At 48.7% G+C, this 21,583-nt stretch carries 22 protein-coding genes; 1 reads left to right on the top strand and 21 read right to left on the bottom strand.

All coding sequences use genetic code 11. The features are described 5' to 3' along the window. Positions 1–38: 38 nt before the first annotated feature. From HCX92_RS07580 to parE, 21 genes are all read right to left on the bottom strand, one after another. Positions 39–992, bottom strand: coding sequence for an ABC transporter permease (locus HCX92_RS07580; protein ID WP_169294343.1), 954 nt, complete (start codon positions 990–992; stop codon positions 39–41). 17 nt (positions 993–1,009) lie between these two features. Next, positions 1,010–1,912 carry a siderophore ABC transporter substrate-binding protein gene (locus HCX92_RS07575; RefSeq protein ID WP_169294342.1) on the bottom strand — a complete coding sequence of 301 codons (903 nt, stop codon included), beginning with the start codon at positions 1,910–1,912 and terminating at the stop codon, positions 1,010–1,012. Positions 1,913–2,179: 267 nt separating this feature from the next. After that, complete coding sequence (locus HCX92_RS07570) at positions 2,180–2,986, bottom strand: peptidoglycan DD-metalloendopeptidase family protein (RefSeq protein WP_169294341.1); 807 nt, start codon at positions 2,984–2,986, stop codon at positions 2,180–2,182. A gap of 73 nt (positions 2,987–3,059) precedes the next feature. Beyond that, positions 3,060–3,401: an ISC system 2Fe-2S type ferredoxin gene (gene fdx / locus HCX92_RS07565; protein ID WP_169294340.1), complete on the bottom strand. Its 342-nt coding sequence runs from the start codon at positions 3,399–3,401 to the stop codon at positions 3,060–3,062. A gap of 11 nt (positions 3,402–3,412) precedes the next feature. Beyond that, complete coding sequence (gene hscA, locus HCX92_RS07560; protein WP_169294339.1) at positions 3,413–5,275, bottom strand: Fe-S protein assembly chaperone HscA; 1,863 nt, start codon at positions 5,273–5,275, stop codon at positions 3,413–3,415. A 29-nt stretch (positions 5,276–5,304) separates the two neighbouring features. Then, positions 5,305–5,811 (bottom strand): Fe-S protein assembly co-chaperone HscB, encoded by a 507-nt coding sequence (gene hscB, locus HCX92_RS07555; protein ID WP_169294692.1) that lies wholly within the window; start codon positions 5,809–5,811, stop codon positions 5,305–5,307. A gap of 5 nt (positions 5,812–5,816) precedes the next feature. Beyond that, positions 5,817–6,140: an iron-sulfur cluster assembly protein IscA gene (gene iscA / locus HCX92_RS07550; RefSeq protein ID WP_169294338.1), complete on the bottom strand. Its 324-nt coding sequence runs from the start codon at positions 6,138–6,140 to the stop codon at positions 5,817–5,819. Positions 6,141–6,142: 2 nt separating this feature from the next. Then, entirely contained in the window at positions 6,143–6,526 is a 384-nt protein-coding gene (iscU, locus tag HCX92_RS07545) for a Fe-S cluster assembly scaffold IscU (RefSeq protein WP_169294337.1), read from the bottom strand. Positions 6,527–6,546: 20 nt separating this feature from the next. Beyond that, the gene (locus HCX92_RS07540) at positions 6,547–7,758 is read right to left on the bottom strand and encodes an IscS subfamily cysteine desulfurase (RefSeq protein WP_169294336.1); all 1,212 of its coding nucleotides are present in this window, start codon (positions 7,756–7,758) and stop codon (positions 6,547–6,549) included. Positions 7,759–7,776: 18 nt separating this feature from the next. Continuing rightward, on the bottom strand, positions 7,777–8,280 hold the full coding sequence (locus HCX92_RS07535) for a Fe-S cluster assembly transcription factor (protein WP_169294335.1): 504 nt from the start codon (positions 8,278–8,280) through the stop codon (positions 7,777–7,779). A gap of 139 nt (positions 8,281–8,419) precedes the next feature. After that, positions 8,420–8,911, bottom strand: a complete 492-nt coding sequence (locus HCX92_RS07530) for a low molecular weight protein-tyrosine-phosphatase (protein WP_169294334.1) — start codon at positions 8,909–8,911, stop codon at positions 8,420–8,422. Between the two features lie 223 nt (positions 8,912–9,134). Further along, on the bottom strand, positions 9,135–10,115 hold the full coding sequence (locus tag HCX92_RS07525) for an LLM class flavin-dependent oxidoreductase (RefSeq protein WP_169294333.1): 981 nt from the start codon (positions 10,113–10,115) through the stop codon (positions 9,135–9,137). Positions 10,116–10,157: 42 nt separating this feature from the next. Beyond that, positions 10,158–10,922 carry a tRNA (guanosine(37)-N1)-methyltransferase TrmD gene (trmD, locus tag HCX92_RS07520; protein WP_169294691.1) on the bottom strand — a complete coding sequence of 255 codons (765 nt, stop codon included), beginning with the start codon at positions 10,920–10,922 and terminating at the stop codon, positions 10,158–10,160. Further along, positions 10,922–11,515 carry a ribosome maturation factor RimM gene (gene rimM / locus HCX92_RS07515; RefSeq protein ID WP_169294332.1) on the bottom strand — a complete coding sequence of 198 codons (594 nt, stop codon included), beginning with the start codon at positions 11,513–11,515 and terminating at the stop codon, positions 10,922–10,924. The genes trmD and rimM overlap by 1 nt, the downstream gene beginning before the upstream one ends. Before the next feature lie 108 nt (positions 11,516–11,623). Beyond that, positions 11,624–11,878, bottom strand: a complete 255-nt coding sequence (gene rpsP / locus HCX92_RS07510) for a 30S ribosomal protein S16 (protein ID WP_169294331.1) — start codon at positions 11,876–11,878, stop codon at positions 11,624–11,626. A gap of 141 nt (positions 11,879–12,019) precedes the next feature. After that, a complete protein-coding gene (locus tag HCX92_RS07505) occupies positions 12,020–12,259 on the bottom strand; it encodes a sulfurtransferase TusA family protein (protein ID WP_169294330.1) in 240 nt (79 codons plus the stop codon). A gap of 2 nt (positions 12,260–12,261) precedes the next feature. Continuing rightward, a complete protein-coding gene (alaS, locus tag HCX92_RS07500) occupies positions 12,262–14,877 on the bottom strand; it encodes an alanine--tRNA ligase (RefSeq protein WP_169294329.1) in 2,616 nt (871 codons plus the stop codon). 143 nt (positions 14,878–15,020) lie between these two features. Continuing rightward, complete coding sequence (locus HCX92_RS07495; protein ID WP_246587482.1) at positions 15,021–15,419, bottom strand: TrbG/VirB9 family P-type conjugative transfer protein; 399 nt, start codon at positions 15,417–15,419, stop codon at positions 15,021–15,023. Positions 15,420–15,542: 123 nt separating this feature from the next. After that, the gene (locus HCX92_RS07490) at positions 15,543–16,598 is read right to left on the bottom strand and encodes a CDP-6-deoxy-delta-3,4-glucoseen reductase (RefSeq protein WP_169294328.1); all 1,056 of its coding nucleotides are present in this window, start codon (positions 16,596–16,598) and stop codon (positions 15,543–15,545) included. Between the two features lie 99 nt (positions 16,599–16,697). Continuing rightward, on the bottom strand, positions 16,698–19,004 hold the full coding sequence (gene parC, locus HCX92_RS07485) for a DNA topoisomerase IV subunit A (RefSeq protein ID WP_169294327.1): 2,307 nt from the start codon (positions 19,002–19,004) through the stop codon (positions 16,698–16,700). Continuing rightward, complete coding sequence (gene parE / locus HCX92_RS07480; protein WP_169294326.1) at positions 19,004–21,010, bottom strand: DNA topoisomerase IV subunit B; 2,007 nt, start codon at positions 21,008–21,010, stop codon at positions 19,004–19,006. The genes parC and parE overlap by 1 nt, the downstream gene beginning before the upstream one ends. A gap of 176 nt (positions 21,011–21,186) precedes the next feature. Between parE and trxA the strand changes: the two genes are divergently transcribed. Then, positions 21,187–21,513 (top strand): thioredoxin TrxA, encoded by a 327-nt coding sequence (gene trxA, locus HCX92_RS07475; RefSeq protein WP_169294325.1) that lies wholly within the window; start codon positions 21,187–21,189, stop codon positions 21,511–21,513. Positions 21,514–21,583 lie beyond the last annotated feature (70 nt).

Below are 21,583 nucleotides of genomic sequence, written 5' to 3'. Positions count from 1 at the left end.
TGGATACAAGCAGGCCACATGACATTATGATTAGTTTTTTAGCGTACATGAGCGGGCTTTACAAATAGCAGATAAAGGAAAACCAGGGTGCCCACAATACCAATAATGGTGCCTACCGGAATTTCATACGGGTAATTGGCCAGACGCCCGATTAAATCACAGGCCAGAACAAGGCCTGCCCCCATAATGGCAATCCATGGCAAGGTAACGCGCAGATTATCGCCCATCAGGCGGCTGATAATGTTGGGAACCACCAGACCAATAAAGGGAATAGCACCCACCGTGACAACCACAATCGCTGTAATAATGGCCACAATACCCAAACCAATAGAAACAATGGTGCCATAATCCAAACCCAGATTGGTGCTCATTTCCTTGCCAAGGCCGGCAATCGTAAACTGGTTGGCGAATAGATAGGCAATCACACCCAGAATACCGGTTAGCCACAACAGTTCATAACGCCCTGCCAGTACACTGGAAAAATCACCGTTGATCCAGGCTGCCAGAAACTGCATCATATCCATTTCAAAGGCAATGAATGTAGCCACCGCTCCAATTACACCACCATAAATGATACCCAGCAGCGGTACCATCAGGTACGCAGTAGGCGGCAAACGACGGGCTATCAGCATGAACCCATATAAACCGATCAGAGCTGTGATACAGGAGACGAGCATTTTAAACATCAGCGAAGCACCGGGATACAGTAAAGTAACGGCAATAAGCCCCAGTGTTGCGCTTTGCGTGGTCCCTACCATAGACGGCTCAACAAAGCGGTTTTTCATGATCATTTGCATGATCAGACCGGCAATGGACATGGATGCCCCGGTAAGGATAATAGCCAGGGTACGGGGAAAACGGCTGGTGAGGAAAACGTTTAATGCCTGCGGATCATTGAATAATGATCCCAGGCTAACATCACTGACGCCAACAAACAAACTGGCCACCACCAGAAAAAAAATAGTGGCCAGTACAAGAATTTTTATTTTCATGCTGAAGATTCAGGAATTTATTTACTACCCTTGAAGGCTTGGGTCAGCAACTCGAGTTCAGCCATCAGTTGATGATAACCGCCGGAAGCAAGATATGAAGAAGCATCCAGATAAATGACCTGGTTCTTGCTAAAAGCGGTTGTGTTTTTCAACAAGGGATTGTCCAGCACCACTTTGGCATTCTCACCTTTGGCATTAATGGCAGAGGTACGATCCATGACAATAATCCAGTCCGGATTGAGTTTTTGTATAAATTCAAATGAAACCGGTTGACCATGGTTCGCATCATTTTTATTCAAATCAGCCGGCTCAATGCCAATCTCATTAAACAAATAGCCAAACCGTGACTCAGCGCCAAACGAGGCAATTTTTGGACCATTGACCATAATCATCAGGGCCTTGCCCTTGCCTTTGACCGCTTCCTGTGCCTGCTTCAGGGCATTTTCAAGATTGGCGATTAATGTGGCCGCCTCTTTTTCTTTCTTGAAGATTTTTCCATACGTGGCGATACGCTCAAATCCTTGTTTAAACGCTTCCTTGCCATTCAGGGTCATGTCCAGCGTTGTACCCACTTTGGAAAGTACGTCATAATTGGGGGCCATGCGGCCACCAACCACAATCAAGTCAGGCCCCATGCCACTTAAAGCTTCAAGATCAGGGTCTTTGACAGTGCCAATATGTACATCCGCTTTTTCAGACATATCAGCCAGGTAGTCCACATAGACATCCTTGATGACGCCTTTGGGCTGAATACCCAAAGCTTTCAAGCTATCCAGCGCGGCAATATCATATACAGCCAACGATTCAAGCGAATCAGGAACCTTGACGGTACCTCGGGCAGTTTCCACTTCAGTGGCATGCACCAATGAAAAAGCGGCGCTTGCCAAACAGACAAAAGACTTAAGAAAAAACGATTTCATGTGTTCACCAGTGATACAAATCCACATCACAGCACATGAGATTTCTTTATCAGACCAAAATACAACAAGAAAATCGGCAACATGGTTTCACTGAAAGCATGTGCTGTGAGACATTATTTTCGCACAAATAAATGCGAATCATTCTTATTATCTTATTTTTTACAATAGAACACAAGCAAAAATGATTAATGTTTCATCTTTAATGGATTCATTACAATTACTCAGGGCAAATGAGATGGCTTATTTCATCCACACCTGAAATAATATTTACGGCTGAAAGGCACCCACGAAAATGGCCGGATCCACCCGGGTATCATTAAGACTTACGTTCCAGTGTAAATGCGGACCGGTAGAGCGGCCTGTTGTGCCCACCTTTCCAAGCTGCTCGCCTCTTTTAATGGTTTGTCCTTTTTTGACATCAATGCTTGAAAGATGACAATACATGGTGACCATGCCCTGCCCGTGATCAATAAAAACTGTTTTACCATTGAAATAATAATCATCCACGATAGTCACTACCCCATCGGCCGGGGCTTTGACAGGCGTACCGGCCGGCACGGCAATATCCAGCCCGGAATGAGGATTACGCTCTTGTCCATTAAAGAAACGGCGCAGTCCAAACGGACTGGAGTAGCGACCACCTTCTACAGGACGGTCAAGAATGACATTGCTGGGACTGCCCGGCCTGAAATTGGCGTAAGCATTGGTTTGGGCTGCCAATTCACGCTTGATGCGGGCCAGATGCTCTTCGGAAGGCGTGACATATTTATTGGACTGCAACTTGATATGCTGCTCTTTATATTTCTTTGCCTGGACCTGAAACGGCACCTGTTGTGAACGGTTTGATGTTTTAAGCTGAAGCTGGTGCTGGCCCGATTTGCTTTTAAGCGGAATACCAACAATAGCCAGATACTCGGACGTATTGCCATTGGCCACTACCATTACCGGCTTGTTGCGGTAATGAACGCTGGGCGATTGCTGATGTTCGCCAAGACTGACGACTGCAATTCCTCCTGGAACCGGATGATGCAATTTATCCTTGATGTAACTGCTGGCCAGAGAAAGGCCAGACATGAAAAAAAGCACGACCCCCCCAATTATTCCAATCGTTGATTTCATGCTTTTCACACTGCTTCCTTGCTAATATCTAGTGATTCTCTTTGGCGTGGTTGATTGTATACTTCGGAATCTCGATGACAAGATCGTTATTGGCTATTTTAGCCTGGCAAGACAATCGGGAGGTGGATTTCAATCCCCACGCCCTATCCAGCAAATCCTCTTCATCATCGGTCGCCTCTTCCAAAGAAGAAAAGCCTTCCTTGATCACAACGTGACAAGTCGTACAGGCACATGACAGTTCACAGGCATGTTCAATTTCAATATGATTGTCCAACAAAACACGGCAAATGGACTCCCCCACAGGAGCATTTTCAATCACGGCCCCCTCTGGGCACAGTGACTCATGTGGCAATATGGTTATCTTGGGCATTTATTTTCCAATTATGCTATTTGATCTAAGGTTTTACCTGAAAGCGCCTGACGAATACTGCGATCCATGCGGCGGGCCGCGAAATCATCAGTCGCCTGGGACAAAGCTTGTACGGCCTCACGAATATCATCGGTTGCGCCACTCTCTGAGCACTTTACGGCTTCAGCCAACAAACGCTGAATATGTGCCAGTTCATCAACCTGCAACAAATCTCCATCTTTTTCGATCGCCGCCTCAATGGACTCCACCAATTGGCGGACTTCAACCTGCTGTTCACGATGCATGCGCATTTTGGCATCTTCATCAGATTTTTCAATACTGTCCTGCAGCATTAAGGAAATCTCATCATCAGACAAACCATACGAAGGTTTAACAGTTACTGCCGCTTCTATACCGGTGCTTTGCTCACGGGCAGTCACGCTAAGCAGGCCATCCGCATCAACCTGAAAGGTTACCCGGATACGTGCGGCACCCGCCACCATGGACGGAATACCGCGCAATTCGAAACGCGCCAATGAACGGCAATGATCAACCAGCTCACGTTCCCCCTGAACCACATGTATGCTCATGGCGGTTTGACCGTCTTTGAATGTCGTGAACTCCTGGGCGCGGGCAACAGGAATGGTACTGTTTCGCGGAATCACTTTTTCCACCAGACCACCCATGGTTTCAAGACCCAATGACAGCGGCGTGACATCAAGCAACAACCAGTCATCATCGGCACCACGATTGCCTGCCAGTAAATTGGCCTGCAATGCGGCACCCAGGGCCACCACTTCATCAGGGTTCAGGTTGATCAAAGGTTCCTGTTTAAAGAAATCAGCCACCATGTTGCGAATCACCGGCATGCGGGTAGCACCGCCCACCATGACAACCCCCTTGATATCCTTCACATCGAGTGAGGCATCTTTCAAGGTTTGCTTGATCCGATCCAATGAACGATTTACCAGGTCTTTGGCAATATTCTCAAAATGATTGCGGGGGAAATTCTGGTCGATGTGCAAGCCATCAGACAGGGATATCTGAAAAACGGCACGTGAATGATCGGTGAGTTTTTCACGTACTTGCTTGGCCAGGGTACGCAAGGCCCGCTTGTCACCAGCAGTGAGCTTGCTTTTATCATGATGCTTCATGACATCGTTGATGATCAGCTCATCAAAGTCATCACCCCCCAATTGCGTATCGCCACTGGTGGCGATAACCTCGAACACACCCTTGCTGAGCTTGAGGATGGAGATATCAAAGGTGCCACCACCCAGATCATAGACCGCATAAATACCTTCAGCGGCGTTATCCAGGCCATAAGCAATGGCGGCTGCAGTGGGCTCATTGATCAGCCGCAACACGTTAAGACCGGCCAAACGCGCGGCATCACGGGTAGCCTGACGCTGGGCATCATCAAAATAAGCCGGTACGGTAATGACTGCACCCACCAATTCGTCACCCAGCACATCTTCTGCCTGCTGACGCAATTTGGCCAGAATTTGCGCTGAAACCTCGACGGGGCTTACCGGTCCCTGAACCGTTCCAAGACGAACCATTCCAGGTTCATCGATAAGCGTATAAGGTAGTGCGTATGTCGAGGCTTCATCAAATGAACGGCCCATCAGACGCTTGACAGAAACAATGGTGTTCAGCGGATCTGAATCCTGCTTTTTAACTGCAGGATAACCAATTTCAACATCACCGTTTTGCAGATAACGCACCACAGAAGGCAGAAGTTTTTTTCCGTTTTTATCGGTCAGGATATCGGCAACACTGTTGCGTACCGAAGCAACCAGAGAATGGGTTGTACCCAAGTCTATACCAACCGCCAGACGACGTTGGTGGGGTGCGGGTGAAGCGCCAGGTTCTGAAATTTGTAAGAGGGCCATATTGTACTTCGTAATTAATAAGTTAAAGTTTACAGTGCCTTAACTTCCTGATGCATTTTATTGACAAACATCCATTCGCGAACCCTTTTGGTCGCGCCGGCATAATCTTGTCGGGCATCGATTAAATGTTTCATTTCATCAAACAGTTCAAGCTGTTTTGCCTGAATTTCCAGCAGGAGCGCATCCAACCCATGACGCTGTGAATCGTTACGAACATCATCAAGCTGCTCGCGCCACTGCATCTGGGTCATCAGAAATTCCGTCCCCATTGCCGTATTGCTTTCTGCCTCAATGGGAAAACCTGCAAGCTCACACATGTAAGCAGCCCTGCTTAAAGGATTTTTCAGGGTTTGGTAGGCATCGTTCACACGCGCTGCCCACTGCACAGCAACCCTTTTTTCAGCCGCCGATGCCGTGGCAAAACGATCAGGATGAACCCTGGACGAAGCCTGTTTCCAGGCCTGTTCCAGGGCCTCCTGAGAAAGGTCGAACTGCTTGGGTAAATTCAATAAACTGAAATGATTATCCAAAGAAATTCCACCTATACTGTGAATGATTCACCGCAACCGCAGCTGGCTTTCTCGTTGGGGTTTGAAAACTTGAAGCCTTCATTCAAACCCTCACGCGCGTAATCCAGTTCGGTGCCGTCAATATAAGCAAGACTTTTCGGATCGACAAAAATTTTCACACCAAAACTCTCGAACAGAACGTCGCTATCATCAGGTGTATCGACATACTCAAGCTTGTATGCCATGCCTGAACAACCTGTCGTTCTCACACCCAGGCGCAAGCCAACGCCCTTGCCTCGTCTATTCAGGTAGTCCTGAATGTGATTTGCCGCTTTTTGAGTTAATGTAATTGCCATAATCAGCTCGTATGTTTTTCCTTGTAATCCTGGACGGCTGCCTTGATCGCATCCTCAGCCAGAATTGAACAGTGAATTTTTACCGGTGGCAAGGCAAGCTCTTCGGCAATTTGGGTATTGCGAATATCCAATGCCTGATCCAGCGTTTTGCCTTTGACCCATTCGGTGACCAGTGAACTGGAAGCAATGGCAGAGCCACAACCATAGGTTTTAAATTTGGCATCTTCAATAACACCTTCTTTATTAACCTTGATTTGCAGTTTCATTACGTCACCACAGGCAGGTGCACCTACCATGCCGGTACCCACCGCATCATCGTCTTTGTCAAAAGAACCAACGTTACGCGGGTTTTCATAGTGGTCTAAAACTTTATTACTGTAAGCCATGATAATACTCCTGCTTTAAATTAGTGAGCGGCCCATTGAACCGTATCAAGATCAATGCCCTCTTTGGCCATTTCCCACAAGGGAGACATGTCACGCAGTTTGCCTACGCGTGATTTGATCAGTTCAACAGCGAAATCAATTTCTTCTTCGGTGGTAAAACGGCCAATGGTGAAACGGATTGAGCTGTGTGCCAATTCATCGTTCCTGCCCAGTGCTCGCAATACATAAGAAGGCTCCAGACTGGCAGAGGTACAGGCTGATCCACTTGAGACCGCCAATTCCTTGATGGCCATAATCAGGGACTCACCTTCCACATAGTTGAAGCTGACATTCAGGTTGTGAGGCACACGCTGATCCATATCGCCATTCAGGTAGACCTCTTCAATTTCTGACAGGCCATTCCACAAACGGTCACGCAATGCGCGAATACGTTCGTTTTCTTCCTGCATATGCAATTTAGCCAAATGGAAAGCCTCTCCCATGCCCACAATCTGGTGAGTTGCCAGGGTACCCGAACGGAAACCGCGCTCATGACCGCCACCGTGCATTTGCGCTTCGATGCGGATACGTGGTTTACGACGGATATACAAGGCACCAATACCTTTGGGACCATATGTCTTGTGGGCCGAGAACGACATCAGATCAACCTTGAGCGTTTGCAGATCGATATCTACTTTACCGGTTGCCTGGGCCGCATCAACGTGAAACACGATACCTTTTTCACGGCATAGCTCACCAATTGAGGCAATATCCTGTACAACACCAATTTCATTATTTACAAACATGACGGAAATCAGGATGGTGTCGGGACGAATAGCCGCTTTCAGCACGTCAAGATCAATCAGACCATTTTCCTGAACGTCAAGATAAGTAACTTCAAAACCCTGACGCTCCAGTTCACGTGTCGTATCCAGGACGGCCTTGTGTTCGGTTTTGATCGTGATGATGTGCTTGCCACGCTCTGCATAGAAATGAGCGGCACCTTTGATCGCAAGGTTGTTTGATTCAGTAGCACCCGACGTCCAGACAATTTCCCTTGGGTCTGCGTTGACCAGCTCAGCCACCTGTTTACGGGCATTTTCAACGGCTTCTTCCGCTTCCCAGCCAAAAGCATGGCTACGTGAAGCCGGATTACCAAAATGCTCATATAACCAGGGCACCATTTTTTCCACAACTTCGGGATCGACCGGGGTCGTGGCGGAATAATCTAAATATATCGGGCGCTTTGCCATAACATCAAACTCCAAAATTTATACAATGACGGAAGACAGGGAATCGGTTTTTCTTTGCATCATGACACTGCTTGTTTGCGGTGCCTGGTTCAACTGACGCATACGCTGCTGGTCGACTAAATCCTGAAGCGTTACTGAATCCAGGTAATCAACCATTTTTCGGTTCAGGTTAGTCCAGAGATCGTGTGTCATGCATTTCCCTGATAAATGTCCGTCTTTACCAGAGGAACACTCGGATTTATTGCCACAACTGGTCGCATCCAAGGGTTCATCCACAGCAAAAATAATATCGGCGATTGTAATTTCTCTTGCGAATCGGGCCAGAATATAACCACCGCCTGGTCCACGAATACTTTCCACCAACTCGTGACGACGCAACTTCCCGAACAGCTGTTCAAGATATGAAAGAGAAATATTTTGTCTTTCGCTGACTGTTGATAAAGTTATGGGGCCGCTGTTCTGGCGTAAGGCCAGATCAATCATTGCCGTGACAGCAAATCGACCTTTCGTAGTTAATCGCATAATAAATTCCTTGCCACAATAGCCGAGTAATTTACTCAAGTATATCAAATAGTCGACTAATTTACTAGGATTTATTATTGATACAGGAAATTTTGCACAAATATTGTCATATTTGTGCAAAAGTCAGATTTTAAAGGGATTATGCAGCTTGATATTGTTTGACACGCTTGCTGACTATCTCAAAAACCCCCTGGCAGGCATCTTCAAGGTAATCCAGCATTTTGAAGAAACCGTCCAGACCACCGTAATAAGGATCAGGCACGGTTGCTTCTTCGTAATCATTGGCGAAACGCATTAACAGCATGAGTTTATGTCGCAGGGGCTTGGGACAGATTTGCTGCATGTAGGAAAGATTATCCCAGTCCATGGCCAGAATCAGATCATATTCGGTAAAATCCTCTACCGTAACCTGACGGGCGCGGTGCTGGGAAATATCATAGCCACGCTTGCGGGCTGCCAGTTGTGCTCGACCATCGGGCGCATCACCAATATGGTAGTTATGAGTACCTGCCGAATCAACCTGAATTGAGTTTTGCAGGCCTGCCTCTTGGACGAGACGACGCAATACCCCCTCGGCACTCGGCGAGCGACAGATATTGCCCATACAGACGAAAAGTACTTTAGTAACCATAGCCCTATAGTTTGAGGGAAAACCCCAGTAATGGCAAGCTATTTTTAATCATGCTCAATAAGTGAGCATTTTTAAAAATATTTTTTGCCTTAAAAAACAACAAGTTAAAGAACGACAAATTTTACAAGCAATTTTCTTAAATCATACACACTTTAAAATCAAGTGAAAATAGATATTTGACAAAATTAAATAAGCCTTAAGAAAACAGCAGCACAATACCCGCTCAAAAGACCGCACTAACCAACTCGATCGATTTGAGTCTTGCCTCGACATCATAAATCCGCGCCGTCATCATCAACTCATCCACACCCGTCATTTCCACAAACCTTGAAATCCCATGAGCTACTGTTTGTGGGCTGCCCACCATGGAGTAAGCAAGCTTGCGCTCAACACTGAGACGCTCTGCTGGCGAAACATGATCATCCAGATTTTCAACCGGCGGCTGAAGTTTTCCGGGGACATTTCTCAGAAGCTGCACTGATGCCATCTGATGAGAGGTAAAGTAGTACCGGGCAAGCTCATCGGTGGATGCCGCCACAACATTCACACAGGCACTTGCATAGGGCTTGTCAAGATAAGCCGAAGGCCTGAATGAAGAACGGTAAACTGACAAGGCATTCATCAGATCGGCAGGCGCAAAGTGTGACGCAAAAGAAAAAGGCAAACCCAGATAAGCCGCCAATTGCGCACTGTATAAACTGGACCCCAGCAACCACACCGGCACCCGAACACCTGCCGCAGGAACCGCCACTATTTGCTGCCCCTCTTCAGGCTGGCGAAAATAATACTGAAGCTCCTGAACATCTTGCGGGAAATTTTCCGCACTGGCCTGCAAGTCCCGTCGCAGCGCCCGGGCTGTATTCATATCCGTGCCTGGCGCCCTGCCCAGCCCCAAATCAATCCGGTCAGGATACAAAGAAGCCAAAGTGCCAAATTGTTCCGCAATAATCAGGGGTGAATGATTAGGCAACATGACACCACCCGACCCGACGCGAATGTGACTGGTTCCGGCAGCTATATAGCCAACAGCCACCGCAGTGGCAGAACTGGCGATACCCGGTATATTATGGTGCTCGGCAAGCCAAAAACGTGTAAAACCACATTCTTCGGCTTTTTTTGCCAGCAACAAAGAATTTCGAAGTGCATCGCCCACCGTCTCTTTTTGATTGATCGGTGATAAATCCAGGATAGAAAAGGGAACCAAAGCAATACCTAATTTTCAAAATAAACAAAGCAATAACTTACACTATTTACCTGAAAGCGTCTTTAAAAACTTTTCATCATCAGGGCTTAACAAGCCTTGACGTCTTGCCTGGACAATCAGCTCAGGACGACGCTCAAGCGTCAGCTTAAGAGACATCTGACGACGCCAGGTGGATATATTCTTATGATGTCCCGACAACAAGATATCGGGAACCGACTCACCCTCGAACACCTCGGGACGCGTATAGTGCGGACTATCAAGCAGGCCGGACAAAGACTCATGAAAAGAATCCTGCAAAGCCGAGGCCGCATCATTGAGCACTGACGGCAATAACCTGACCGCTGCATCAATCATGGCCAAGGCCGCGATTTCCCCACCTGACAGGACAAAATCACCCAGTGAAATTTCCTCATCAACATAATGATCGATAAAACGCTGGTCTATCCCCTCATAACGTCCGCAAACAAAGGTAACACCACCCGAATTTGCCAACTCCTGGGCCTTATGCTGATTAAAGGGTTTGCCAGTTGGACTAAGCAGAACCACTTTTGCAGGCGAGGCATTTTCCTGCTGACGATCCTGACGGATATCCTGTACCGCCCTTTTTAATGGCTCGGCCAGCATGACCATGCCAGGCCCCCCACCGTAAGGACGATCATCAACCGTCTGGTGAATATCCGAAGTATAAACACGGGGATTCCACGTTTTAAGTTGCCAGATAGCCTGCCGGTGCGCCCTTCCCGTTACCCCCAGGTCACGGACCACGGAGAAAATTTCGGGAAACAGGGTAATGACATCAATTCGCATCAAAAATCTACCGGCCAATCTGTCTCGATTCGCTTTTGCTTGATATCCACAAACGGCACATGCGCCTGCACAAACGGCACCAGGAGTTCTTTTACCCGACCCTTGTCATCTTTCAGGAAAACCGGATTACCCTGCTCATCAATACCTTGTCTGCCAATATGAAGCACGGCATGCGCGCCATTATCGGAAACGTCCTGCACAAGGCCCAATAAAACGGGTTCAGGGGCATCGGCCGTACTGTAAACAGAACAGCCAATCAAATCAACCCAGTAAAACTCATCATCTGACGCGCTTGGAAAACACGCACGTGACACAAAGATAGAGGTTCCCTTAAGTGCCTCGGCCTGATCCCTGTCATCGCACCCCGCAAGAAGTGCCACAATAGCACCCCCATGTTCACGAGCACGTGAAACACTGACAAGACGATACGGTTCTTGCTGCACACCCGTTCGGGAAAAACGGGCCAGCCACCATTCTTTTACATTAAGCAAAATGCTTTCCTGGGCGGAATGCGGCTGAACCTTCACCATGCCACGCACACCATAAGCCGATACAATACGGCCCAGTTCTACTAGATCATCTGGAGTTGCCATTAACCCACCACACCCATTTACGCAAAAAAACAGAAGCCAGCTCACAAAAAACAAAACGACCGCCAGCCATCGCAAACGGTCGAATCATTTTGTCTGACAGAAAAACTATCAGGCAGCTGCTTTGGCAGAAAACTCTTTAACCAAACGCTGTACAACAGGTGACAGTTGCGCACCATTACCAACCCAGTGGTTCAAACGATCAAGTTCGATACGCAGGGCCTCTGCACCTTCTTTGGCAACAGGATTGTAAAAACCAACGCGCTCGATGAAGCGACCATCACGACGATTGCGTGAATCAGCGGCAACAATGTTGTAAAATGGGCGTTTTTTTGAGCCACCACGGGCTAGACGAATCACCACCATAGGTAGTCCTTTCTTGTAAAATTAAATAAATATGAAACGAGTGATTATATCAACAGATGAAGACAGAATGCAATCTTAATTTATAAAGCCAGTCAAAAGCAAGAGACTAACACCCCGCTTTTGACATATAGGCAACATACACTATCTTCGTTTAAGGTAATGCACCGCGCTGGCATCAAGAACCTCTTGGGCCACCAGCTCATTTTTGGTCTGGGTCGCAAAAGCCTGGAAATCCTTAATGGCATTTTTATCAGTCGTAATGACCTTCAGGACCTGTCCACTTTCTATGGTAGCCAGAGCCTTTTTAGCCTTAAGGATTGGAAGTGGACAAACCAAACCACTGGTATCCACCTCCAAAACATAAGAATATTTCTCAGACATGTTTATACTTTGGCCTCAACCCAGGCACGAACTCCGGCAATCGCAGCATCCAAAGCCTGAAGGTCGGTACCGCCACCCATTGCCATATCGGGGCGGCCACCGCCTTTGCCTCCGATTTGCGTGGAAACATGAGACACCAGATCGCCAGCCTTGACTTTACCGGTAGTATCGGCCGTGACACCGGCCGCAACACTGATTTTGCCATCGGCCTCTGCCGCCAGCACAATCACCGCAGTCTTCAGCTTGTCTTTCAGCTGATCGATCATACCGCGCAGTGATTTAGGGTCAGCCCCTTTAATGACTGCCGCCAACACCTTGATACCATTCACATCCACCGCCTGGGATGACAGATCGGCACTGGCTGCGGAAGCGACTTTGGCCTTGAGCTGATCCACCTCTTTTTCAAGAGAACGGATATGTTCTTGTGCCTGACGGGCCTTTTCAACCAGTTCGGCTGGATTAGCCTTCAGGTGAGCCGCTGCTTGCTGAACCGATTTGTTAAGGTTACGAACCCAGGCCAGTGCATTGCTGCCGGTAATGGCCTCGATTCGACGAATCCCCGCTGCCACACCGCCCTCGGACACAATCTTGAACAGACCGATATCACCGGTACGATGCACATGAGTACCCCCACACAACTCACGGGAAAAGCCAATGTCCAGCACACGAACCTCGTCACCATACTTCTCGCCAAACAGGGCCATCGCACCACCAGCCACAGCATCATCAAAAGACATCAGCTGCGCGGTAACGTCAGTATTGTTAAGGATTTCAGCATTGACAATATCTTCCACCCGGCTGATTTCTTCGGCGGTAACAGGTGCATCATGCGCAAAGTCAAAACGGGTTTTATCAGGATCCACCAAAGAGCCGCGCTGCTGCACGTGCTCGCCCAGCACCTGACGCAACGCCTTATGCATGAGATGAGTCACCGAGTGATTGCGCATGGTGCGCTGGCGACGCTCGACATCGACATGCGCATCAAGCAAATCACCGGTCTTGATCGTTCCCAAGGTAACGGTACCATGATGACCAAAAACATTGGATTGGATTTTTTGGGTGTCATGAACATTGAATTGACTGCCAAAACCGGCCAGAATGCCGGTATCACCCACCTGGCCACCCGATTCCGCATAGAATGGCGTGTTATCAAGGACAATAACAGCATCCTGCCCTTCGGCAGCAGACTCAACCAATGCGCCATCCACATAAACAGCCAGCACCTTGGCATTGGTTTGCAAATGCTCATACCCCTCAAAACGGGTTTGCTCACCAGAATAGCTCAAGGCCTGCGCCATTTTGAACTTGCCACTTGCCCTGGCCATTTCACGCTGACGATTCATGGCCTCTTCATAGCCCCGCTCATCCACCTCATAGCCCCGCTCACGACAAATATCTGCCGTCAGATCAAAGGGAAAACCAAAGGTATCATAAAGCGTAAAGGCCGTTTCACCATTAAGGGCGCCACCTTTAGCTGTGGATTCCAATTCGGCGTCCAGGATTTTCATGCCTTTTTCAAGGGTTTCCTGGAAGCGCTCCTCTTCTTGCTTAAGCACCTGGGTTACACGCTCCTGATGCTGGACCAGTTCTGGATAGGCTTCGCCCATTTCCTTGACCAGGTCGGCCACCAGTTTATGGAAGAACGGCTTGGCCTGACCCAATTGATAACCATGACGCAATGCACGGCGAATAATGCGACGCAATACATAACCACGGCCTTCATTGCCGGGAATAACACCATCAACAATCATGAAACTGCAGGCACGAATATGATCGGCAATGACTTTAAGGGAGTTGTTCTCAAGATCGGCCACACCCGTTTCACGGGCAGCCGCCTTGATCAGGTTCTGGAACAGATCGATTTGATAGTTGGAATGCACATGCTGCAAAACAGCAGAAACACGCTCCAGGCCCATACCGGTATCCACACAAGGACGAGGCAGCGGATGCATGACACCGGCCGCATCGCGATCGAACTGCATGAACACCAGGTTCCAGATTTCGATATAACGATCCCCGTCTTCCTCGGGAGAGCCCGGTGGGCCACCCCAGACATCGGGACCATGATCATAGAAAATTTCCGAGCAGGGCCCACAAGGACCGGTATCGGCCATTTGCCAGAAGTTGTCGGACGCATAGCGCGCGCCCTTGTTGTCGCCAATACGAATGATTTGCTCTACCGGAACACCTACCTCTTTGTTCCAGATTTCATACGCCTCGTCATCTTCATGATAAACCGTTACCCAAAGCTTTTCAGCAGGCAGATGGTAAACCTGCGTAAGCAGTTCCCATGCGTTCTTGATGGCTTCCCGTTTGAAGTAGTCACCAAAGCTGAAATTGCCAAGCATTTCAAAGAAGGTGTGATGGCGAGCGGTATAACCCACATTTTCAAGGTCATTATGCTTGCCACCTGCACGCAGGCATCGCTGTGAAGAGGTTGCCCGTTTGTACGGACGGGTTTCTTTACCGGTAAAGACATCCTTGAATTGCACCATGCCTGAGTTGGTAAACAACAGGGTTGGATCATTTCCGGGCACCAATGACGAAGATGGAACAATGGTGTGGCCTTTAGACTCAAAGAACTGTAGAAACTTTTGTCTTATTTCTGCTGATTTCATCGTGTAAAAGTGGCTGAATAAATTTGATTTAACCGCCAATTATAAGGGGTGTTTAGCAAATAAGTGCATTTTTGACACTTGAGCATGCTAAATGCCCCCTCCAAGGCCACATAAAAACGCCTGCTCACATTCTAAAGACAGGTTTATTGGATGTTGTTTTCTTGCCAGTGACGTGCCCGCACCACCCGGTTTCCCGCCCTTAAGGACAGCTCAGCCCAGTTTCCCTTGATAATGATGTAAGGATCATTGCGATAATAAGGCAAGGGTTTCTCGCCTTTGGCCTGAACGGCAAAGATTGCCGGTATGGCGGCCTCTGGCTCAAATTGCAACCATATTTCATTGCCCGTGCTAAAAACCTGCAAAGGTGCAATCTCGGGATCGCCGCTTAAAGACCAATCAAAGGAATATTGGTTAACACTGCGATTGGATACTTCCCATTGGGGATAAAGACGTTTACGGACCAACCATTCGGGTTGTGTTGCACAGCCCGTGAGCATGCCTGCCACCAGCACACAGGCAAAAGGACGAATTATTCCTGCCATGATTAACCTGACTCAAGTTACGAAACCCAATCATCATGCAACGCAGGACACCACCCGACAAGCTGCGACATTTACGGACGGACAAAAACGCAGCGTGACGGGAAGGTGGTTTCAGGCCAAGAATCAGGCCTTGGCCGCATCCAGCCGGGCCACATCGGCTTCGGAAGTGAACGAGTCGGCATAAAACTCGTTTTCGGGAAGACTGCAATTGGCCACAAATTCCTTGCGCGCACTGCTGACCATGATTGGCGCACCACAGGCATAAACCTGATGCGATGACAAATCAGGGAAATCCTCGATAATGGCCTTGTGTACAAACCCTGTCCGGCCTGTCCAGTTGTCTTCGGGCAAGGCGTCTGAAATAACCGGCACAAAGGTAAAGAATGGTAACTGCGCTTCCCACTGGCTAACCAGTTCGCTCATGTACAAGTCTTTGGGTCTGCGGCCACCCCAATACAGAGTTACGGGTCGGGTAATGCCCTTTTCAATAATGACTTCCATCATGGCTTTTACAGGCGCAAAACCGGTTCCACTTACTACAAACACAATGGGTTTGTCCGAGTCTTCACGCAAAAAGAACGAGCCCAGCGGACCTTCCGCACGCAAAATCTCACGCACCTTCATTTGTGTTTCACCAGCACCAAAAACATGATCGGTAAATACGCCACCCGGCATATGACGGATATGCAACTCTACCGGCTCGTTACCGTTAGGGGCAGAAGCCATGGAATAACTGCGACGACGTCCATCCTTAAGAATGAATTCCACATATTGGCCGGCATAGTAACGAAATGGCTCAGCGGCGGGCATTTGCAATTTCAGTACCATGACATCATCGGCCACTTTTTCCATATCTACCACTCGAACAGGCATTTTCCTGACCTGAATATCGCTGGCCATGCGGATTTCGCGACTTTCAATTTCAAGATGACTGGTTGCCGTTGCCTGGCAGAACAGGGTTAAACCCTGTTCCCGCTCTTCTTCGCCAACCACCTGGGAAACGGCAGGAGACTGCTCTATGGTGCCTGACAGAACCTTGCCTTTACATGAGCCGCAGGAACCGCTTTTACAGCTGTATGGAAGAATAATGCCAGCCTCAAGAGCTGCATCAAGAATGGTTTGCCCTTCTTTGGCAATAAATTGATGGTTACTTGGGTGAACCGTGATATTAAAGCTCATAATATATTCAAAATTCGTTTAAATCTTTCAAATAAAAGGAATCGTGTCATAACTGACTGCAATTATGACACGATCAGATATCGGCAAAATTGCTTCCCGTTAAATTACCGGAAAAAGAACCGCCTGCTTCATGCGCACATCAAGCTGTTTTCCCTTGCGGGCACGCTTTCCTATATATTCCTGCAAATCACCCAAGGCCAGGATTTCATCCACCTGTTTGTTCCGGTAGATGCCCGAAACCGTCAACCCTTGTTCACTGATGGGAATCAATTGATCGAGCTGATCGTTTTTATCCAGCGACATCAGGATTGTACCCCGTCCGCCCCCCGACAAAGATTTGACCTCGCCCAATTCAATAACCAGAAAACGCCCCCCTTTTGTCAGCATGGCCAGATATTTGGCCTCTTCAAACAAAGGAACCGGCCGCATCAGGACATCTCCCTTTTCAAGCGTAATGAACTGTTTACCCGCCTTTTGCCGGCTGCTCATATCGGAAATCCGGGCACTGAAACCAAGGCCGCCGGTTTGTGCCAACAGCCAGCGACTGTCAGAAGCCCCTGCCATGATATGAATAATATGCGTACCGCTTTCAAGATCCACCATCGAAGTAATGGGCTGGCCATCGCCTCGCGCAGAAGGCAGACTACCCACTGCCACCGAGTACACCCGACCGTTATCTCCAACACCAATCAGCGTGTCAGTACTGCGACATTCATAGGCGGCATACAACTTGTCGCCCGACTTGAAATTGAATTGATTGGTATCATGACCATGCCCCTGACGGGAACGCAGCCAGCCTTTTTCAGAAACAATCACCGTTACCGGCTCATCAACCACTTTGGTTTCAATAATCGCCCGTTCAGCTTCTTCAATCACCGTTCGGCGATCGTCACCATATTTTTTGGCATCCGCTTCAATTTCTTTGATAATCAGTCGTTTCAGAACACCCGGATTATCCAGCAAGTCCTGCAGCTTGAGCTGCTCCTGTCGCTTGTCTTCCAGTTCTTGCTCTATTTTGATGCCTTCAAGCCGTGCCAATTGGCGCAATCGCATTTCAAGAATATCTTCGGCCTGACGCTCGGTCAGGTTAAAGCGCGTCATTAATGCGGTTCTTGGCTCATCGGAATCACGAATGGTTTGCACAACCTCGTCAATGTTAAGGTAAACCAGCATCCTGCCTTCAAGCACGTGAATCCGATCCAGCACCTTGTCAAGGCGATGGCGGCTGCGACGCGTGACGGTTTGTGTCCTGAACGCCAGCCATTCTTCCAAAATGGTACGCAAATCACGTTGTCGCGGACGGCCATCAATACCAATACACACCAGGTTAACGGGAACGCTGCTTTCCATGCAGGTATGCGCCAGCAACAAATTCACAAACTCATCACGGTCCACGCGAGAGGATTTGGGCTCGAATACCAACCTTACGGCAGCATCCTTACCCGACTCATCACGCACGGCATCCAGCATGGCCAACATGCTGGCCTTATTATTTTGCTGGTCGGCTGTTAAAGACTTTTTGCCTGACTTGACTTTGGGATTGGTCAGCTCCTCTATTTCTTCCAATACTTTTTGCCCGGAAGCATTAGGCGGCAATTCAGTGACCACCAATTGCCACTGGCCACGCGCCATTTCCTCAAAAACCCAACGGGCACGCGCTTTCAGGGAACCTTTGCCGCTGGCATAAATAGCCGCAATTTCCTCACGGGAAGAAATGATTTGTGCCCCACCCGAGAAATCCGGCCCGGGAATAATCGCATGAAGTTCTTCATTGCTGATTTTGGGCTGTTTAAGCAAAGCAACGCAGGCCTGGGCCACCTCACGCAAATTATGCGATGGAATTTCGGTAGCCATACCCACCGCAATGCCCGAAGCCCCGTTAAGCAGCATCACCGGCAGGCGAGCCGGCAACATTTGTGGCTCCTGCTGACTACCATCATAGTTAGGTGCAAAATCCACCGTACCTTCATCAAGCTCATCCAGCAACAGGGCCGCAATAGGTGTCAGCCTTGCCTCGGTATAACGCATGGCGGCCGCACCATCACCATCGCGCGAGCCAAAATTGCCCTGCCCGTCCACCAGCGGATATCGCAGGGAAAAACTTTGCGCCATGCGTACAAGCGCATCATAGGCTGCCTGATCACCATGGGGATGGTATTTACCCAGCACATCACCCACAACCCGGGCCGACTTCACCGGCTTGGCACCGGCACGCAATCCCATCTCGCTCATCGCATACAAGATACGGCGCTGCACGGGCTTTTGTCCATCGCCCACATCGGGCAAAGCCCTTCCTTTTACGACTGAAACCGCATAATCAAGATAGGCCTGTTCAGCATAATGTCCCAGCGTGATGGTCTCATCATCACCAGGCTCGTTATTCAATATCGTATCCAATTCACTCATTACACATCCAATTCGGCCAGATTACCTTTTTCTTCAATCCAGGCACGTCGTTGCGACGACTCACCCTTACCCATTAGCATTTCAAACATTTTTTTGGTCTCTTCCGGCGTTAGTTCACCATAGCCCACCGGCAGTAAACGACGGGTATCCGGGTTCATGGTGGTTTCCCACAGCTGCTCGGGACTCATTTCACCCAAGCCTTTAAAACGGCTGATTGACAAGGCGAACGGCTTGACGCCTTCGGCATTCACCAGCTTGTCCTGAACCGCATCCAGCTCGGCCTGGTCAAGACAATAAATTTTTCTGGCGGGACGCTTGCCTTGTGCAGGCACATCCACCCTGAACAGCGGTGGCTTGGCAATAAACACAAAGCCGTTTTCCACCAAACGGGGAAAATGCCGGTAAAACAGGGTCAGCAATAAAACCTGAATATGGGACCCGTCAACGTCCGCATCGGAAAGAATGCAAATGCGACGATAACGCAAACCGGACAAATCCGGGTTATCTTTGGGACCATGGGGATCTACACCGATCGCCACCGAAATATCATGAATTTCATTATTGGCAAAGAGGCGATCACGATCCACTTCCCAGGCATTCAACACTTTACCCCGCAAGGGCAAGATCGCCTGAAATTCTTTATCCCTGCCCATTTTGGCCGAACCACCGGCCGAGTCACCTTCGACCAGAAACACCTCGGTACGGGTATTGTCATGTGACTCACAATCGGTCAGTTTTCCTGGCAACACCGCAACACCCGAACTTTTGCGTTTTTCTATCTTCTGGTTTGAGCGGGTACGGGCCTGCGCCTGACGAATAGCCAGTTCCGCCAGTTTTTTACCATATTCAACATTACTGTTTAACCACAGCTCCAGGGCACTCTTTGAAAAACCGCCCACCAACCTGACGGCATCCCGACTATTGAGCCGTTCTTTGATTTGTCCCTGAAACTGAGGATCGAGCACTTTGGCTGACAACACAAAACTGGCCCGGGAAAAAACGTCTTCAGGCAACAGCTTGATCCCCTTGGGCAATAAGCTGTGCAAATCGGCAAAATTCTTTAAGGCGTTGAAAAGCCCCTCACGCAGGCCCGACTCATGGGTGCCCCCGGCTGAGGTAGGAATCAGGTTGACATAAGACTCGCGAATCACCGGACCTTCTGTTGTCCAGCACACCACCCATTCGGCCCCTTCCCCCGGGGCAAAGGTTTCATGGTTTTTTCCGGCATATTCCTTACCCGCAAACATGGGAATCAACAATTCCGTATCAGCCAGGGCCTCTTTCAAATATCCCTGCAGACCGTCTTCATAATGCCACTCACGTGATTCACCCGTTTTTTCAAGGGTTAAAGACACTTTAATACCAGGCATCAAGACAGCCTTGCTGCGCAGCAAATGCGCCAACTCCGCCACTGGAATGGTGGGCGAATCAAAATACTTATTGTCTGGCCAGACACGAACCCGCGTACCGGTTTTTTTACGTGGCACCGAACCGGCCGCCACATGCAAAGGCGTCAGGACATCACCACCATTGGCAAAAACCAGTTCATTGATTTTTCCGTCGCGCCATACCTGCACTTCAAGTCGCTGAGACAGTGCGTTAGTGACCGACACCCCCACACCATGCAAACCACCTGAAAACGCATAAGCGCCACCGGCCTTTTTATCAAATTTGCCCCCTGCATGCAGGCGGGTAAATACAATTTCAACCACGGGCACTTTTTCTTCAGGATGCAAACCGATCGGAATACCTCGTCCGTCATCTTCAACCGTCACACTATGATCAGCATGCAAAATAACCTGAATATGTTTTCCGTAACCGGCCAGCGCCTCATCGGCCGCATTATCAATGACTTCCTGAATGATATGAAGCGGATTTTCAGTCCGCGTATACATGCCAGGTCGCTCACGAACAGGTTCAAGACCTTTCAGAACCCGGATGGAAGCCTCGTCATAACTTGTTTTGATCGCCACGTTAGTCTCTATACTGTGCAAAAAAACAGACATTTTAAAGTCTGATTAGTGATTTTGTCGTGCCATTCGGGCATTTCCATACAATCTTTAGATATAAATGTTATTCTTACAGGAGTGGCAATACACATTGTGTTCCTGAAACAAGCGAACAATTTTCCAAGCCAGTGTACTTGGCTATTACAATTTCACCAATATAAAATTTAATTCGTATGAGCGATACTATCAAACACGCGACAGAATCCAGCTTTAACGCTGACGTTCTCAAGTCTGACAAACCCGTACTGGTTGACTATTGGGCCCCTTGGTGTGGTCCCTGTAAAGCCATTGCTCCTGTCCTTGAAGAGGTTGCCAAAGAATACGAAGGACGCCTGCAAGTCGTCAAGGTAGATGTTCAGGATCATCCTGAAGTGGCAGCGCAATTTGGCATCCGCGGCATTCCTACCCTGATGGTTTTCAAAAATGGCGAAGCCGTTGCCACCAAAGTGGGTGCGGTCAACAAGGCACAACTTACAAGCTTTATCGATAGCGCCATCTAAAATCACCCAACGTATTTTATTCGTCGCGCGGGCTCATCCGTAGCCCGCCAATGTTCTCACTCTCTAATTT

The sequence above is a fragment of the Advenella sp. EE-W14 genome (assembly GCF_012923605.1).
In the GTDB taxonomy this organism is placed as follows: domain Bacteria; phylum Pseudomonadota; class Gammaproteobacteria; order Burkholderiales; family Burkholderiaceae_B; genus Advenella; species Advenella alkanexedens.
Note: the sequence above shows the minus strand (reverse complement) of the source record. Positions and strands in the feature narration are given on the sequence as shown.

Excerpts from the sequence above, each read along its gene's own strand:
- HCX92_RS07580 (WP_169294343.1), bottom strand. The coding sequence starts at position 992 with ATGAAAATAAAAATTCTTGTACTGGCCACTATTTTTTTTCTGGTGGTG.
- HCX92_RS07575 (WP_169294342.1), bottom strand. The coding sequence starts at position 1,912 with ATGAAATCGTTTTTTCTTAAGTCTTTTGTCTGTTTGGCAAGCGCCGCT.
- HCX92_RS07570 (WP_169294341.1), bottom strand. The coding sequence starts at position 2,986 with ATGTCTGGCCTTTCTCTGGCCAGCAGTTACATCAAGGATAAATTGCAT.
- fdx (WP_169294340.1), bottom strand. The coding sequence starts at position 3,401 with ATGCCCAAGATAACCATATTGCCACATGAGTCACTGTGCCCAGAGGGG.
- hscA (WP_169294339.1), bottom strand. The coding sequence starts at position 5,275 with ATGGCCCTCTTACAAATTTCAGAACCTGGCGCTTCACCCGCACCCCAC.
- iscA (WP_169294338.1), bottom strand. The coding sequence starts at position 6,140 with ATGGCAATTACATTAACTCAAAAAGCGGCAAATCACATTCAGGACTAC.
- iscU (WP_169294337.1), bottom strand. The coding sequence starts at position 6,526 with ATGGCTTACAGTAATAAAGTTTTAGACCACTATGAAAACCCGCGTAAC.
- HCX92_RS07540 (WP_169294336.1), bottom strand. The coding sequence starts at position 7,758 with ATGGCAAAGCGCCCGATATATTTAGATTATTCCGCCACGACCCCGGTC.
- HCX92_RS07535 (WP_169294335.1), bottom strand. The coding sequence starts at position 8,280 with ATGCGATTAACTACGAAAGGTCGATTTGCTGTCACGGCAATGATTGAT.
- HCX92_RS07530 (WP_169294334.1), bottom strand. The coding sequence starts at position 8,911 with ATGGTTACTAAAGTACTTTTCGTCTGTATGGGCAATATCTGTCGCTCG.
- trmD (WP_169294691.1), bottom strand. The coding sequence starts at position 10,922 with ATGCGAATTGATGTCATTACCCTGTTTCCCGAAATTTTCTCCGTGGTC.
- rimM (WP_169294332.1), bottom strand. The coding sequence starts at position 11,515 with ATGGCAACTCCAGATGATCTAGTAGAACTGGGCCGTATTGTATCGGCT.
- rpsP (WP_169294331.1), bottom strand. The coding sequence starts at position 11,878 with ATGGTGGTGATTCGTCTAGCCCGTGGTGGCTCAAAAAAACGCCCATTT.
- HCX92_RS07505 (WP_169294330.1), bottom strand. The coding sequence starts at position 12,259 with ATGTCTGAGAAATATTCTTATGTTTTGGAGGTGGATACCAGTGGTTTG.
- alaS (WP_169294329.1), bottom strand. The coding sequence starts at position 14,877 with ATGAAATCAGCAGAAATAAGACAAAAGTTTCTACAGTTCTTTGAGTCT.
- HCX92_RS07495 (WP_246587482.1), bottom strand. The coding sequence starts at position 15,419 with ATGGCAGGAATAATTCGTCCTTTTGCCTGTGTGCTGGTGGCAGGCATG.
- HCX92_RS07490 (WP_169294328.1), bottom strand. The coding sequence starts at position 16,598 with ATGAGCTTTAATATCACGGTTCACCCAAGTAACCATCAATTTATTGCC.
- parC (WP_169294327.1), bottom strand. The coding sequence starts at position 19,004 with ATGAGTGAATTGGATACGATATTGAATAACGAGCCTGGTGATGATGAG.
- parE (WP_169294326.1), bottom strand. The coding sequence starts at position 21,010 with ATGTCTGTTTTTTTGCACAGTATAGAGACTAACGTGGCGATCAAAACA.
- trxA (WP_169294325.1), top strand. The coding sequence starts at position 21,187 with ATGAGCGATACTATCAAACACGCGACAGAATCCAGCTTTAACGCTGAC.